The sequence below is a fragment of the Pseudomonas chlororaphis subsp. aurantiaca genome, assembly GCF_013466605.1.
GTDB classification, from domain to species: Bacteria; Pseudomonadota; Gammaproteobacteria; order Pseudomonadales; family Pseudomonadaceae; genus Aquipseudomonas; species Aquipseudomonas chlororaphis_I.
This window is the reverse complement of sequence record NZ_CP059162.1, coordinates 1,242,746-1,258,417: the sequence shown is the minus strand read 5'-3', so window position 1 is coordinate 1,258,417 and position 15,672 is coordinate 1,242,746. Positions and strand designations below refer to the sequence as shown.

General features: G+C 63.6%; 14 protein-coding genes. All 14 read right to left on the bottom strand.

Translation table 11 applies throughout. The annotated features are described in order from the left end of the window. Positions 1–98 precede the first annotated feature (98 nt). Complete coding sequence (locus H0I86_RS05595) at positions 99–425, bottom strand: PA3694 family proteiin (RefSeq protein ID WP_180924322.1); 327 nt, start codon at positions 423–425, stop codon at positions 99–101. After that, complete coding sequence (locus tag H0I86_RS05590; RefSeq protein ID WP_038630690.1) at positions 422–1,339, bottom strand: alpha/beta hydrolase; 918 nt, start codon at positions 1,337–1,339, stop codon at positions 422–424. Before H0I86_RS05590 ends, H0I86_RS05595 begins: the two co-directional genes overlap by 4 nt. A gap of 150 nt (positions 1,340–1,489) precedes the next feature. After that, on the bottom strand, positions 1,490–2,767 hold the full coding sequence (locus H0I86_RS05585) for a flavohemoglobin expression-modulating QEGLA motif protein (RefSeq protein WP_081362576.1): 1,278 nt from the start codon (positions 2,765–2,767) through the stop codon (positions 1,490–1,492). A gap of 32 nt (positions 2,768–2,799) precedes the next feature. Then, positions 2,800–3,345 (bottom strand): hypothetical protein, encoded by a 546-nt coding sequence (locus tag H0I86_RS05580; protein ID WP_180924321.1) that lies wholly within the window; start codon positions 3,343–3,345, stop codon positions 2,800–2,802. A gap of 63 nt (positions 3,346–3,408) precedes the next feature. Continuing rightward, positions 3,409–4,125, bottom strand: a complete 717-nt coding sequence (locus H0I86_RS05575; RefSeq protein ID WP_009047176.1) for a TetR/AcrR family transcriptional regulator — start codon at positions 4,123–4,125, stop codon at positions 3,409–3,411. Positions 4,126–4,226: 101 nt separating this feature from the next. Next, the gene (gene lysS, locus H0I86_RS05570) at positions 4,227–5,726 is read right to left on the bottom strand and encodes a lysine--tRNA ligase (RefSeq protein ID WP_180924320.1); all 1,500 of its coding nucleotides are present in this window, start codon (positions 5,724–5,726) and stop codon (positions 4,227–4,229) included. 110 nt (positions 5,727–5,836) lie between these two features. After that, positions 5,837–6,932, bottom strand: a protein-coding gene (prfB, locus tag H0I86_RS05565; RefSeq protein ID WP_124310445.1) for a peptide chain release factor 2 whose coding sequence is annotated in 2 segments (ribosomal slippage) — positions 5,837–6,859 and positions 6,861–6,932 — 1,095 coding nt in all. Because the reading frame shifts where the segments join, the coding sequence is not laid out codon by codon here. Between the two features lie 108 nt (positions 6,933–7,040). Beyond that, positions 7,041–8,042: a response regulator gene (locus tag H0I86_RS05560; protein WP_007927977.1), complete on the bottom strand. Its 1,002-nt coding sequence runs from the start codon at positions 8,040–8,042 to the stop codon at positions 7,041–7,043. 48 nt (positions 8,043–8,090) lie between these two features. After that, positions 8,091–9,104, bottom strand: a complete 1,014-nt coding sequence (locus tag H0I86_RS05555) for a chemotaxis response regulator protein-glutamate methylesterase (protein ID WP_180924319.1) — start codon at positions 9,102–9,104, stop codon at positions 8,091–8,093. Then, positions 9,101–11,437 (bottom strand): hybrid sensor histidine kinase/response regulator, encoded by a 2,337-nt coding sequence (locus H0I86_RS05550; protein WP_180924318.1) that lies wholly within the window; start codon positions 11,435–11,437, stop codon positions 9,101–9,103. The genes H0I86_RS05555 and H0I86_RS05550 overlap by 4 nt, the downstream gene beginning before the upstream one ends. Further along, on the bottom strand, positions 11,434–12,120 hold the full coding sequence (locus tag H0I86_RS05545; RefSeq protein WP_180924317.1) for a chemotaxis protein CheW: 687 nt from the start codon (positions 12,118–12,120) through the stop codon (positions 11,434–11,436). Before H0I86_RS05545 ends, H0I86_RS05550 begins: the two co-directional genes overlap by 4 nt. Next, positions 12,117–13,388 (bottom strand): CheR family methyltransferase, encoded by a 1,272-nt coding sequence (locus H0I86_RS05540; protein ID WP_180924316.1) that lies wholly within the window; start codon positions 13,386–13,388, stop codon positions 12,117–12,119. The genes H0I86_RS05545 and H0I86_RS05540 overlap by 4 nt, the downstream gene beginning before the upstream one ends. Next, positions 13,385–13,921 carry a chemotaxis protein CheW gene (locus H0I86_RS05535; RefSeq protein ID WP_180924315.1) on the bottom strand — a complete coding sequence of 179 codons (537 nt, stop codon included), beginning with the start codon at positions 13,919–13,921 and terminating at the stop codon, positions 13,385–13,387. Before H0I86_RS05535 ends, H0I86_RS05540 begins: the two co-directional genes overlap by 4 nt. After that, complete coding sequence (locus H0I86_RS05530) at positions 13,921–15,543, bottom strand: methyl-accepting chemotaxis protein (RefSeq protein ID WP_180924314.1); 1,623 nt, start codon at positions 15,541–15,543, stop codon at positions 13,921–13,923. The genes H0I86_RS05535 and H0I86_RS05530 overlap by 1 nt, the downstream gene beginning before the upstream one ends. Positions 15,544–15,672 lie beyond the last annotated feature (129 nt).

Sequence of the window (15,672 nt, the reverse complement as noted above, 5' to 3'; positions counted from 1 at the left end):
GCGCACTCAATCGCGCAGCCAATAAAAAGCCCCGCCTTGATCGGCGGGGCTTTTTATTGCGGCAAACGGATCGCGGCTTGCGCTGGCAAGCCTTTTGGTCACTGCTCCAGCTTCGGGGTTTCCTGGCCCATGCAACGCACCGCCCGCTTCTTGTTGTTGACCAGCACGCCGGTCAGGCCTTTCTGCTCAGTGTCGAACAGCACCAGCACGCCATCGATGCACTGCGCCACCTCGGCCGCCGGCTCCAGGGACACCTTGTAGTCCTCGCCGGGCACGGTCTTGAGCATGGTGAAATCGTTGAGCAGCAGCGCATCCTCCGGCTTGGCGAAATGCAGGTAGCCGTAGTACCACAGGCACGCCACGGTGCCGAGGATGCTGCCGATACCAGTGATGATCAGGGGGATGGCGTTACGTTCTTCGCTCATTGCGGACTCTCTGGAGGTTCTACGACTGGATTCAAAGGTGCAGGGTAATTCGGGATTTCGCCCAGGCGGCGCAGGCCGTTGAAGTGCTGCGGGTCCTCAAGGTAACGCAACATCACCTGGCGCCAGACCGGATCGGCGAAGGTCTGCACATGCCCGCCACGGGTCAGCTGCAGCACCCTGGGCGGGGGCGCAGCTTGATACAGACGAATGCCGTTGGAAAGCGGTACGAGGGGATCGTCGATGCTGTGGTAGATCAGCTTGGGCACGCCATCCAGGCGCGCGATGGCCTTGATCGCACTGTCGCCATCCGGCACCAGCCACGACAGCGGCACCTGGAACGGCCAGGTCATCCAGGACGTACTGAGGGCAAAACGACCCACCTCGCGGTAACTGGCCGGCACCCCGTCGAAGACAATAGCCTTGAGCTGACGCTGGCGCTCCGGGTGCTGTTCCACCAGATAGTGGATGGCCAGGGCGCCGCCCAGGCTTTGGCCCAGGACGATCAGCGGCTTGCCCTGGACCTCGGGCGCCCGGTCCAGCCACTGGAAGGCTGCGTCGACGTCCTGATAGATCGCCGGCAGGCTCGGTTTGCCTTGCGACACCCCGTAGCCGCGGTAGTCCACCAGCAGCACCTGGTAGCCCTGCTCCGGCAACCACCAGCTGCCACCGAGGTGCCCGGAAAGGTTGCCGCCATTACCGTGCAGGTGCAGCACCGTGCCCTTGACCGGCACCCCGGCCTTGGCCGGCAGCCACCAGCCGTGCAGGCGCGTGCCATCGGCGGCGGTCAGGGTAACGTCGCGGTAGTCGAGCCGAGCCTTGTCCGGGGTGAACGGCAAACCGCGCTCGGGATAGAACAGCAGCGAGCTGCAACCGCTCAAGGCCAGTAGCAGGCAGACAATGCTGAGGACTCGCATCCGTTTGAAGCCTCACGACAAGGGGTGAAAGGGATACTTCTGTAGGAGCGAGGCTTGCCCGCGATAACCGATGGCGCGGTGACTCAGAAAAACCGCGGCGCCTTTATCGCGGGCAATCGAACCTCGACCGGCCGCTCCTACAGGTATGCGTCAGAGGATGTTCGAGTAATCCGCCTCGATCCGGTCCAGGCTCAGGTGGTTGAGGAAGTTGGAGAAACACATCCAGGCCGACAGCGCGTTCATGTCGCGGAACTGGTCCGGCAGGTACTTGGGCGGCACCACCAGGCCTTCGTCGACCAACTGGCGCAGGGTACGCATGTCCTCCAGGGTGGTCTTGCCGCAGAACATCAGCGGTATCTGCTCGAGCTTGCCCTTGCGCACGGCCAACTGAATATAGTTGTAAACCATGATGAAGCCCTTGAGATAGGACAAGTCTTTGGTGAATGGCAGGCCCGTCGGCACCGAACCGCGGAACACCCGGCTGGCGTTGCCATAACTTTCGGCCATTTCAAAACCCTGCTCGCGGAAGAACGCGAACACCTGCATGAAGTCCGCGCCCTCCTCCACCATGTGAATGGCGCGGGTGCGGTTGGTCAGCTTGCGCAGACGGCTCGGGTAGGAGGCAAAGGTGATGATCTCCATCAGGATCGCCAGGCCTTCCTGGGTCACGGTCGACGAGGGTGGGCCCTTGGACAGGAAGGTGCAGATCGGCTGGTTCAGGCCATTGAGGGTAGTGCCCACGTGCACCAGGCCTTCGTGGACTTCCAGGGCCCGCACATCGCGCTCGTTGAACAGCGCGTCGGCGCGGATCTTGATGTAGTCGGCGCCGGCCGCCGCGTCGGCGACGATGCCATCGGACTCGAAGACCCGGATGGTTTCCTCGGCCTCGCCGAACACCTTGTTCAGCCGGCTTTGCAGCAGGCTCACGGCTTCCTTGGCGCTCAGGGTCTTGGGTTCGTCCTTGAGGTCGCCACGGCCGTCGATGTTGTTCAGGTAATCCGAGAGCATCAGGCCCAGGTCGGCCAGGGTCGGGTCGCCGGCATGAAAGGCGTCGGAGGCCGCGCCATAGAGCTCCTGGGATATCAGCCCGAAATCCTCGGTGCCACGGGCCTCGAGCATCCGCACCACCATGCGGTACTCCTTGCACATGCGCCGCATGATCTGCCCCACCGGGTTGAACTGGCCCAGTTGCCGGGTGATGTCTCGCTCGATGTTCTGAAACTCCAGTTTCACCGCGCTGGAGTCGAAAGACAGCGGCCGGCCTTCGTAATAGGCGCGGTCCACTGCCGGCATTTCCTTACCGTTGGCCTTGAGAAAACCTTTACGGATGTTGTCATCCCACTTCACCGCATCCAGTACGCGGATCGGCGTCTGTGCCAGCACAATGCGATCGGACAAGGTGCGTATCGTCTGCTGGTAATCGTCCACCCCAAACTCCTGTTAAAACGTCTGTACTGCGTTTACTTGCCTGCCCGCTGGAAACGCGCCGCCTCGACGAACACGTCGGAGTTGGCGGGGTCGTCCAGATAGGCGAAAACCTGTGGCAGCGCGCTGTCGATCAGCACGCCCTCGCCGTCCTTGGTGTCGAACGGCTCGCCCTGCAGGGCGTTCTGCCCGCGGGCCTGATTGATCTGCTCGAGATCGAGCTGGTAGAGCACCAGTTCGTGGTCGTCGGTCAACTCGAAACCGGCGATGGTGAAGTGCCCGCCCAGCGCCTGGGGCACCGCCGCCGAGAGGTACCAGCGGCTGCCATGGCGGGAAACGGTGAACTCGTAGGTGTCGTGCTGTTGCGGCTTGGCCTTGACGGAAGTGACAGCCTTGTAGCGGTTGTTGCCGATGCGGCTCAGCTGCAGGGTGAGCGGTTCGCCCCAGGCATTCTTGCTGGTCCATTTGCCCAGCAATGCCGCGGGCGCTGCCTGGTCGGCCGGCAAGGGTTCCTTGAAGGACACCAGGCAGCCGCTGAGCAGCAGGAACGACAAGGCGATCACAACGCGCCAGGCTTTCATTCAACACTCCCTATCAGCAGTCGACCCGTAGCCGCTAGCGAAGCCTGCGTTCGGGCGGGCGGATCACACCGAGGCCAGAACCAGGTGCATGTACCGGGTAAGAATGCCCAGCATATCCTCGTCGGCCAAAGGCTCTGCCCCGTTGAGCAGGCCCTGATATTCCATCCGTCCGATTATAGACGTCAACACCTTGGCATCCTGTTGCGGCTCGCGGGAACCCAATACCTGGAAAAACTGGCAGGTGCCGTGCAGCAGGATCTGCTGGTGGGAACGCACCAGCACCGCCAGGCGCGGGTTGAGCAGCGCCTCCTGGCGAAACGCCTGCTCGGCCATCAGATGCTCGCGGCGGTTGTGCAGTTGCCGCTGCACGTAGTCGGCGGTCAGGCGGGCAATGTCATCGGCCAGTTGCGCGCGGGACTCCGGGCTGCCATCGCCATAGGCGACCATCTCCCGCAGCAAGCCTTCATTGTTGGCCCAGAGCTTGGCCATGAAGGCGGCGCTGCGCTCGACGTACTGGGCGAAGGTATCGGTGAGCAGGTCATCGATATCCTTGAAGTAGTAGGTGGTGGCCGACAGCGGCACACCGGCTTCGGCGGCGACCGCGCGATGGCGCACGGCGCGCACGCCATCGCGCACGACGATGCGCATGGCCGCGTCGAGAATATCCTGGCGACGTTGCTCACTGCCCTGTCGGCTGGCCTTGCGGCCCTGGTACTGAACACTTTCAGCGACCGCAGTGGCGATGCCAGCTGCACCTTCTTGAGCAATTGCACGGTTCACGACAGGTATTCCTCTCACATAAAAAATGAAAAAAGCAGTACGTCAGTGCCACACAGACAATAAAAAGCCGCCTGTTAGCGGCGGCTTTTTATTCAACATATTTACGCTTGCGGCCGCATGTGCGGGAACAGGATCACATCGCGGATCGACGGGGAGTTGGTCAGCAGCATCACCAGGCGGTCGATGCCGATACCTTCACCGGCGGTCGGCGGCATGCCGTACTCCAGGGCGCGCACGAAGTCGGCATCGTAGTGCATGGCTTCGTCGTCACCGGCGTCCTTGTCGGCCACCTGCGCCATGAAACGCTCGGCCTGGTCCTCCGCGTCATTCAACTCGGAGTAGGCGTTGGCGATTTCGCGGCCACCGATGAACAGCTCGAAACGATCGGTCACGTTCGGGTTCTCATCGTTGCGACGGGCCAGCGGCGAGACTTCGAACGGGTACTGGGTAATGAAGTGCGGCTGCTCCAGCTTGTGCTCGACCAGCTCTTCGAAAATCATCACCTGCAGCTTGCCCAGGCCTTCGAAGCCGAGCACCTTGGCACCGGCCTTCTTGGCGATGGCACGGGCCTTGTCGATGTCGTTCAGGTCATCGGCGGTCAGCTCGGGGTTGTACTTGAGGATCGAGTCGAACACCGACAGGCGGGCGAACGGCTCGCCGAAGTGGAACACCTTGTCGCCGTACGGCACGTCGGTGCTGCCCAGGACCAGTTGCGCCAGCTCGCGGAACAGTTCTTCGGTCAGGTCCATGTTGTCTTCGTAGTCGGCGTAGGCCTGGTAGAACTCCAACATGGTGAATTCAGGGTTGTGCCGGGTCGAAACGCCTTCGTTACGGAAGTTGCGGTTGATCTCGAAGACTTTCTCGAAGCCACCGACCACCAGACGCTTGAGGTACAGCTCCGGGGCGATACGCAGGAACATTTCCATGTCCAGGGCGTTGTGGTGGGTCTCGAACGGCTTGGCCGCCGCGCCGCCAGGAATGGTCTGCAGCATCGGCGTTTCCACTTCCAGGAAGTCACGTTTCATCAGGAAGCTGCGGATGTGGGCGATGACCTGGGAACGCACGCGGAAGGTTTCGCGGACGTCTTCGTTGACGATCAGGTCGACGTAGCGCTGGCGATAGCGCTGCTCGGTGTCGGTCAGGCCGTGATGTTTGTCCGGCAGCGGGCGCAGCGACTTGGTCAGCAGGCGCACGTGGGTCATCTCGACGTACAGGTCGCCCTTGCCGGAACGAGCCAGGGTGCCTTCGGCGGCAATGATGTCGCCCAGGTCCCAGGTCTTGACCGCGTTCAGGGTTTCTTCCGGCAGGGTCTTGCGGTTGACGTAGACCTGGATACGCCCGGTCATGTCCTGGATCACCATGAACGAGCCACGGTTGAGCATGATGCGACCGGCAACCTTGACCGGAATCGCCGCCTCGGCCAGCTCTTCCTTGGTCTTGTCCGCGTACTGTTTCTGCAGGTCGTTGCAGTAGTTGTCGCGGCGGAAGTCGTTGGGGAAGGCCTGACCCTTGGCGCGCTCGGCAGCAAGCTTTTCCTTGCGCAGGGCGATCAGGGTGTTTTCTTCCTGTTGCAGGGCCTGGTCGAGTTGTAGGTCGCTCATGTCTTTAAAATTTCCATCACAGGTTCGTTGCCCCTTGCCTGTGGCAAGGGATCGCGGGCCGGCCTCGCTCCTACAAGAGCGCGCCATGCCCGCGGCATGGGTGTCGCGGCTTACAGCCCCGACTTCAGGCTGGCCACCAGGTATTCGTCGATGTCGCCGTCGAGCACCTTGTCGCAGTCACTGCGTTCGATGTTGGTACGCAGATCCTTGATCCGCGAGGCATCGAGCACGTAGGAGCGGATCTGGTGGCCCCAGCCGATGTCGGACTTGCTGTCTTCCAGCGCCTGGGAAGCGGCGTTGCGCTTCTGCATTTCCTGCTCGTACAACTTGGCCCGCAGCATCTTCATGGCGGTGTCCTTGTTGGCGTGCTGGGAACGTTCGTTCTGGCAGCTGACCACGGTGTTGGTCGGTACGTGGGTGATACGTACGGCCGAGTCGGTGGTGTTTACGTGCTGACCACCGGCACCGGAGGAACGGTAGGTGTCGATCCGCAGGTCCGCCGGGTTGATCTCGATTTCCACCTTGTCGTCGATCTCGGGCGACACGAACACGGCCGAGAACGAGGTGTGACGGCGCGCGCCGGAGTCGAACGGGCTTTTGCGCACCAGGCGGTGCACGCCGATCTCGGTGCGCAGCCAGCCAAAGGCGTACTCGCCCTTGATGTGCACGGTGGCGCCCTTGATGCCGGCGACTTCGCCTTCGGACAGTTCCATGATGGTGGCGTCGAAGCCGCGCTTGGCGGCCCAGCGCAGGTACATGCGCAGCAGGATGTTGGCCCAGTCCTGGGCTTCGGTGCCGCCGGAACCGGCCTGGATGTCCAGGTAGGCGTTGTTCATGTCCATCTCGCCGCTGAACATGCGACGGAATTCCAGCTTGGCCAGGGCCTCGTCGAGACGGGTCAGTTCGGCGACCACATCGCCCACAGCGCCTTCGTCGTTCTCTTCGACGGCCATGTCCAGCAGATCGCGGCAATCGGCCAGGCCACCGGACAATTCGTCCAGGGTCTCGACGATCTGCGCCAGCGCAGCGCGCTCGCGGCCCAGTTCCTGGGCGTATTCAGGCTTGTTCCAGACGTTCGGATCTTCAAGCTCGCGATTGACCTCGGTCAGACGCTCATGCTTTTGATCGTAGTCAAAGATACCCCCGAATAGTTTCGGAGCGCTCGGACAGGTCCTTGATAGTGTTAAGGATCGGGTTGATTTCCATGGCAGGCAGCACTCGTTGGCGAACTTTTGAAAGCCGGCGAGTATAACGTAATCAAGCTGGCGCGGCAGCCCGCCTGGCGGCTTTAGGCCCCCGCGGTGGCGGTTTTTTTCACTCGATCCCTACCTGATTGCGACCATTGTGCTTGGCCAGATACAGGCCTTTGTCGGCGGCCGAGATCAATTGCCGGCAACTGGTGCTCGGCTGCGGCGTCATGGTCGACAGACCGATGCTGATGGTCAGGCTGGCCCCTTCGGTTGGCGCGATATGCGGAATCTTCAGCGCGGCCACGGTCTGGCGCAGTTTCTCGGCCACCAGTCGCGCCCCGCCGGGCGAGGTGTTCGGCAGCACCAGGGCAAACTCCTCCCCGCCATAACGCGCCGGTAAATCCGACGGTCGGCTGCTGGCCTCGCGGATCGCCGTCGCCACCTTGCGCAGGGCTTCATCGCCCTCCAGGTGGCCGAAGTTGTCGTTGTAGGACTTGAAGTAGTCGACATCGATCATCAGCAGCGACAACTGGGTCTGGTCGCGCATTGCCCGGCGCCATTCCAGCTCCAGGTACTCGTCGAAATGCCGGCGGTTGGACAACCCGGTCAGGCCATCGGAGTTCATCAGGCGCTGCAGCACCAGGTTGGTATCGAGCAACTGCTGCTGGCTGACCCGCAGCGCGCGATAGGCCGCGTCCCGCTGCAACAGGGTCATGTAGGAGCGCGAGTGGTAACGGATGCGCGCCACCAGCTCGATGTTGTCCGGCAGCTTGACCAGGTAATCGTTGGCCCCGGCCGCGAAGGCCGCACTCTTGATCAGCGGGTCTTCCTTGGTCGAAAGCACGATGATCGGAATGTTCTGGGTCGCCGGGTGGTTGCGGTACTCGCGCACCAGCGTCAACCCGTCCAGGCCCGGCATCACCAGGTCCTGCAGGATCACCGTCGGCTTGATGCGGATCGCCTGGGCAATGGCCTGGTGCGGGTCGGCACAAAAGTGGAAGTCGATGTTTTCTTCATTCGCCAACCCACGCCGCACAGCCTCACCGATCATTGCCTGGTCGTCGACCAGCAGCACCATCGCAGCATTTTCATCGGTTTTAAAATCGTCGAGCTGTAAATCATTCATGGGTTGTCACCTGAGTTGCTACCTGGCCAGGACAGCTGCGTTTGTCGGTCATTTGGCAAATATCTCCAGCAATCGTGGAGCGATCTTGTCCAGTGGGCGAATCTCTGTGGCAGCGTCGATGGCAACTGCCGCCTTGGGCATGCCATACACCGCGCTACTATTCTGGTCCTGGGCGATGGTCAGGTAACCCTGGTCGCGCATCAGTTTCAGGCCCTGGGCGCCGTCGCGCCCCATGCCGGTCAGCAATACGCCGACCGCGTCACCATTCCAGTAACTGGCGACACTTTCAAAAAACACATCGATCGATGGCCGATAGATTTCGTTTACCGGCTCGGCGGTGTAGGCCAGGGTGCCGTTCTTCAACAGCCGGATATGGTGGTTGGTCCCGGCCAGCAGCACCGTGCCGCTCTGCGGTGGCTCGCCTTCGCGAGCCAGGCGCACCTTCAGCCCGGAGGCGCTGCTGAGCCATTCGGCCATGCCCGCGGCGAACACCTGGTCGACATGCTGAACCAGCACGATGGCGGCCGGGAAATGGGCGGGCAACCCCTTGAGCAGCACCTCCAGCGCGGCCGGGCCACCGGCGGACGAGCCGATTGCCACCAGGCCCTTGCGTTGCGCCATGGTGCGCATCGGCACCGGTGCCGAACGCACGTGGTTGCCGCGCTGCTGGCCGATCAGCCAGCCGATATTGAGGATCTTGCGCAGTAAAGGCGCCGCCGCTTCCTGCGCATTGCCGGCCCCCAGGGCCGGGGTATCGACCACGTCCAGCGCGCCATGTCCCATGGCCTCGAACACCCGATGCACGTTCTGCTGGCGATCCACCGTGACGATCACGATGGCGCAAGGGGTTTCGGCCATGATCCGGCGGGTCGCCTCCACGCCGTCCATCACCGGCATGATCAGGTCCATCAGGACCAGGTCGGGCGTCAGCTGCGCGCAGTACTCGACCGCCTCGGCGCCATTGGTCGCGACCCACACCACTTCATGCGCGGGTTCGAAGGCCAGGGCCCGGCGCAGGGCCTCCACGGCCATGGGCATGTCATTGACGATCGCGATTTTCATGCCCTCGCTCCTCCAATCAGCTCCACCACCGCATCCAGCAGGGCGTCATCATGGAAACTGGCTTTGGCTAGATAATAGTCAGCTCCGGCATCCAGTCCACGACGCCGGTCCTCTTCGCGATCCTTGTAGGAAACCACCATCACCGGCAACGACTGCAGGCGATTGTCACGGCGCAGGAGTGTGACCAATTCAATCCCATCCATTCGGGGCATATCGATGTCGGTGATCAGCAGGTCGAAGTCTTCCGAACGCAGGGCGTTCCAGCCATCCATGCCGTCGACGGCGACCGCTACGTCATAACCACGATTGAGCAAAAGCTTGCGTTGCAGCTCTCGCACGGTGAGCGAGTCGTCGACCACCAGGATGCGCTTGCGCGCCGTCTCGGCCTGATGGCGATTGTGACGGGCGATGCGCTCCAGGCGGCCGGTATTGAGCAGCTTGTCCACCGAACGCAGCATGTCCTCGACATCGACGATCAGCACCACGGAACCATCGTCGAGCAAGGCCCCGGCGGAAATGTCCTGGACCTTGCCCAGGCGGTCGTCCAGCGGCAGCACCACCAGGGTCCGTTCGCCGATAAAACGCTCGACCGCCACGCCGTAGACCGCGTCGCGCTCGCGAATCACCACCACCTTGAGCGTGGAGTCATTGCTCTGCCCCGCCGGGCGCTGCAACAGCTGGCTGGCCGCGACCAGGCCGACATGGCGGCCTTCGTGCCAGAAATGCTGGCGCCCTTCCAGCTGGACAATGTCGTCGGGCTCCAGGTCGCACATGCGTTCGATATGCGCCAGCGGGAAGGCGTAGGCCTCTTCGCCGACCTCCACCACCAGGCTGCGCACCACCGACAGGGTCAGCGGCACTTCGAGGTGGAAACGACTGCCCTGCCCCGCCACCTGCTCCATCTGCACCGCGCCGCGCAGCTGGCGCACCATGTGCTGCACCGCGTCCAGGCCGACACCGCGCCCGGAGACCTCGGTGACCTTGTCCCGCAGGCTGAAGCCCGGCAGGAACAGGAAAGTCAGCAGTTCTTCCTCGCTCAGTTGGGCAGCGGTCTCGGCCGGGGACAGCTGGCGCTCGACGATGCTCTGGCGCACCCGTTCCAGGTCGACGCCATTGCCGTCGTCGCTGAGTTCCAGCACCAGCAATCCGGCCTGGTGGGAAGCGCGCAGGCGAATCAGGCCCTCGGCCGGCTTGCCCGCCAGCAGCCGCTGCTCGGGCGTTTCGATGCCATGATCGACAGCGTTGCGCAACAGGTGAGTCAGCGGCGCTTCGAGCTTTTCCAGCACATCGCGATCGACCTGGGTCTTCTCGCCCTCGACTTCCAGGCGGACCTGCTTGCCCAGGCTGCGCCCCAGGTCGCGAACCATCCGTACCTGGCCCACCAGCACATCGGCGAACGGCCGCATGCGGCAGGCCAGCGCGGTATCGTAGAGCACCTGGGCACGCTGGCTGGCCTGCCAGCCGAACTCATCCAGCTCGGCGGTTTTCTCGATCAGCAGTTGCTGGGATTCCGCCAGCAGGCGCCGCGCATCCTCCAGGGCTTCGAGGGCCTCCAGGCCCAACGCCTGCTCCTTGAGATGCCCATTGAGGTTTTCCAGGGCGTGCAGCCCGTTGCCCTGCATGCGCTTGAGGCGCTGCAGGGCCGCCAGGTACGGCTTCAGGCGCTGGGTTTCCACCAGCGACTTGCTCGACAGATCGAGCAGGCTGTTCAAGCGTTCGGCCGTGACCCGCAACACCCGCTCGCCACCCTCGGCGAGCCTCTTGCCCTTTTGCACAAGCGCCGCGGCTGTCTCTTGCAGGGTTTCCTGCAATACCTCCTGCGGCATCTCGAACGGCGGGACCTGCGGTTCGGGTTCGATCCGCAGAGCCTCCAGTTGCAGCTCGGCCATGGGCGACAAGCCTGGCTCGACCCTGGGCAGGACAACGCCCGCAGCCGGCGCGCCCGACGAGCCGATCAACTGCTCCATGAGCGCCACGTAGGCGGCAATGTCCTGATCACCGACCTGGCTGCCCGGCGTGGCAATGCGCATCAGGAAGTCGGTGCCCTGCAGCAGCGCATCGATATGCTCGGGATGCAGATACAGCCGCCCTTCCTGGGCGCCGACCAGGCAATCTTCCATCACATGGGCCACGCTGACCCCGGCGTCGACCCCGACGATCCGCGCCGCGCCCTTGAGCGAGTGGGCGGCGCGCATGCAGGCTTCCAGCTGGTCGGCCTGGATCGGATTGCGTTCCAGCGCCAGCAGGCCGGCACTGAGCACCTGGGTCTGGGCTTCGGCTTCCAGGCTGAAGAGTTCGAGCAGCGAGGCGTCGCGCATTTGATCGGGGGTCATGTCAGGCTCCGGGTCACGGCAGACAGCAACTGCTCTTCATCCAGCCAACGCAGGCTGCGGCCCTTCCATTGCAGGACGCCACGGGTGTACTTGGCACTGGCCTGCGGACCGGAAACCGCGGCGGCGTTCAGGGTGCGCTCGTCGATGGCATGGATGCCCTCCACCTCGTCCACCGGCACCACCACCGGCCCGCCCTGGGCGGCGATGATCAGCATGCGCGGAATGACCCGCGCGCCCGACACGACCGTGCCGGTGGTGTCCAGCCCCAGCAGTTCCACCAACGACAGGCAGGCCACCAGCGCGCCACGCACATTCGCCACGCCCAGCAAGGCCCGCGAGCGCTGGTGCGGCAAGGAATGGATCGGTTGCAGCGGCGCCACTTCCACCAGGCAACGGGTGGCAATACCCAGCCACTCCTCGCCCACGCGGAACATCAATAACGAACGGGTGACGACATCCGTATCGGCCTCGACCGCCATCGCGTGCTCATGGCGCGCCTGCTGCAACGCATAGCGGTCGAGCAGACGGGTGGCCGCGGCGGAATACACCGAGCAGTTGCGGCAATGCACATGCCCGGCCAGCAACGGGCAACTCTTGTCGCCATGGATACCGATGCGGTTCCAGCAATCGTCGATGGCCTGCGCATCGTCGTGGGTCAGGTTCAACGAAACAGAGCCGCTCATGATTTACGCTCACTGTCTGCTGCACGGCCGCTGCGGGCCGCACGCTCCTGCAATCGACGGGCACCGGCGACGTCGCCCTGGGAGGCCAGCAAGGCGGCCAGGTGCGCCAGCGCTTCGGCGTGCTGCGGGTCCAGGTACAGGGCCTTGCGATAGAAACCCTGGGCTTCCAGGGCGCTGCCCGCCACGTCGCTGAGCAGCCCCAGCCAATAGAACACCTGCGCCACCGGCTCGTGGGTGTCCAGGTAGTGCTCGCACGCCGCCCGGGCCTCGGCGCTTTTGCCTTCGTTGGCCAGGGTGGCGATGCTCGCCAGCAGGGTCGTGGCGTCGCTGGCCGGCCTGACCGGTGCGGGGCGCTGGCTCGCCACGGCACTGGCAAACGGCCGGGTGCGCACGGGCGGCGCGATACTGCGCACCGGCTGGCGCACCGGCAATGCGCTCGGGACAAAGGCCGGTGCCGGCGTGGGCTCGGGTTCGTTATGCCGGCTGAAGGCAAAGGACTGGGCAATGCCGATCGAGCGCATGCCCAGGCGGCCCAGCAGGCTGCCTTCGGCCGGGCCGATGAACAGCACGCCTTCAACGTGAGTCAGGCGCTTGAGCACTTCGAACACCTGGCGCTGGGTCGGCTGATCGAAATAGATCAGCAGGTTGCGACAGAAGACAAAATCGTAGGGCGGCTCATTGGCCAGCAAGGTCGGGTCCAGCAAGTTGCCGACCTGCAGGCGCACCTGCTCGCGCACCCGCTCGCTGAGGCTGTAGCGCTCATCTTCGGCGGTGAAGTGCCGCTCGCGAAAATCGCTGTGCTGGCCACGAAAGGAGTTCTTGCCGTACACCGCCTGCCTGGCCCGCTCGACCGACAGCGGGCTGACATCGAAGCCATCGACCTTGAATTGATGGGGAGCGAGCCCGGCGTCGAACAGGGCCATGGCAATCGAGTACGGCTCTTCGCCAGTGGAGCATGGCAGGCTGAGGATGCGCAATGCGCGCATGCCCTTGAGCTGGGCAAGGCGCGAGAGGGCGAGTTTGGCCAGGGTCGCGAAGGACTCCGGGTAACGGAAAAACCAGGTTTCCGGAACGATCACCGCCTCGATCAGGGCCTGCTGTTCATCGCGCGAGCCTTGCAGGGTCTGCCAGTAATGGTCGGTGCTGGGCGCCTGCTGGGCGATGCTGCGCTGGCGCACCGCGCGCTCGATGATCGCCGGCCCCACCGAGGCCACGTCGAGGCCGATGCGCTCCTTGAGAAAATCGAAAAATCGCTGGTCGCTGCTCATGACGACTCCCCGAGCAACGCCGGATCCAGCGGCGGCGAGGGAAACAGCAGCGCACGCACCTCGGTATCCAGCAGATCGTCGACCCGCACCCATTGCAGCAGGCCCTGGGCGTCTTCGTAGACCGGCCCCAGGTACGGCGCATTGCGGTTATCCAGGCCGTACGCCTTGAAGTCCTGCGGGTTGCACCGCAGGGTATCGGTGGCCTGCTCGAGGATCAGCCCCAACAACCGCGCGGGCTGTGCCGCCTGCGGGCGGTAATGCACCAGCACCAGGCGGGTGCTGGTGCGCTCCTGCGCCGGCTGGCCAAAGGTCAGGGCGCTCAGGTCGAGCACCGGCACCACCGCGCCGCGATGGGCAAAGACCCCGGCCACCCAGGACGGTGCCCGGGGAATCGGCTTGAGTTGCAGGCGCGGCAATACCTCGACCACCTCGACGGCCTGCAAGGCGTAACGTTCGGTGCCGATGCGGAACACCAGGAACAGCGCGTCCTTGGTCGCCGTCCCTGCGCCGCCTTTCGCTACGAGCTCGTTCATCAGACTTTGAAACGCGAGACGCCGCTGCGCAGCCCCACCGCCACCTGGCTCAGTTCATCGATGGCGAAACTGGCCTGGCGCAGCGACTCGACGGTCTGGCTGCTGGCATCGCCCAGTTGCACCAGGGCGTGGTTGATCTGCTCGGCACCGGTGGCCTGGGCCTGCATGCCCTCGTTGACCATCAACACCCGCGGCGCCAGGGCCTGGACCTGATGGATGATCTGCGACAACTGCTCGCCAACCTGCTGCACCTCGGCCATGCCGCGGCGCACTTCTTCGGAGAACTTGTCCATGCCCATGACCCCGGCCGAGACCGCCGACTGGATCTCCCGGACCATTTGCTCGATATCGTAGGTGGCGACCGCAGTCTGGTCCGCCAGGCGCCGCACTTCGGTGGCCACCACGGCAAAACCGCGCCCGTACTCGCCGGCCTTCTCGGCTTCGATCGCGGCGTTGAGCGACAGCAGGTTGGTCTGGTCGGCGACCTTGACGATGGTCACCACCACCTGGTTGATGTTGCCGGCCTTCTCATTGAGGATCGCCAGCTTGGCGTTGACCAGGTCGGCCGCGCCCATCACCGAATGCATGGTTTCTTCCATTCGCGCCAGGCCCTGCTGGCCGGAACCGGCCAGCACCGAAGCCTGGTCGGCGGCGCTGGAGACTTCGGTCATGGTGCGTACCAGGTCCCGGGAAGTCGCGGCGATCTCTCTGGAAGTGGCGCCGATTTCGGTGGTGGTTGCCGCGGTCTCGGTGGCGGTGGCCTGTTGCTGCTTGGAGGTGGCGGCAATCTCGGTGACCGAGGTGGTGACCTGGACCGAGGAGCGCTGCGCCTGGGACACCAGGGAGTTGAGCTCGGTCATCATGTCGTTGAAGCCGGTTTCCACGGCGCCGAATTCGTCCTTGCGCTCCAGGTTCAGGCGGCTGGTCAGATCGCCCGTGCGCATGACGTCGAGGATCTTCACGATACGGTTCATCGGCGCCATGATCGCGCGCATCAGCAACAGGCCGCACAGGCCCGCCGCCAGCACCGCCACCAGCAGGGAAACGCCCATGGTGACCTTGGCCTCGGCCACCGCATCGTCGATCTGCGAGGCGGCCGAATCGGCGACCCCCTTGTTCTCGTCGATGATGTCGTTGAGTTTCATCCGACCGGCGATCCAGGTGGGCGTCAACTGGTCATGGAATACGCGGACAGCCTCGGCTTCCTGATTACGCCGATGCAGATCCAGGACCGTGGCCTGAATCCTGAGAAATTCCTGGTGGCGTTTTTCAAACTCGTCGAACTCCTGCCGGTCTTTCTCAGCGCGAAGCGTTCCCTTGTAGCTGTCCATGTATTTCTGCAGGCGTTGCTCGAAGCTTTTGAAGTCGGCCTCATCCTTGGCACTCACACCCTTGCCTTCGTTCAGGCCAATGATTTCCTGGGTATGCAGGAAACTGTCGACCCACGAACCGCGAATCATCGAACTGAAATAGACCCCGGGAATGGCATCGGAACGCATGCGGTTTTCGCCGGCCTCGATCTTCAACAAGCGGGAGTACGAGGCTATGACCATCAGCAGCATGATGGTGATAATCACCGCAAAGCTCGCCAAAATGCGTTGGCGCAACGTCCAGTTCTTCACAGTCAGTCCTCGGGGCCATTCAAATGGTGGGGAGTATAGCCGAGGGCGTACCATCATTTATCAGCGTATTGCGCACCACGTCTCACTCAGAGCGAAAGGCAGGGTCCGCTCTGGAGGGCTACTTTCCGC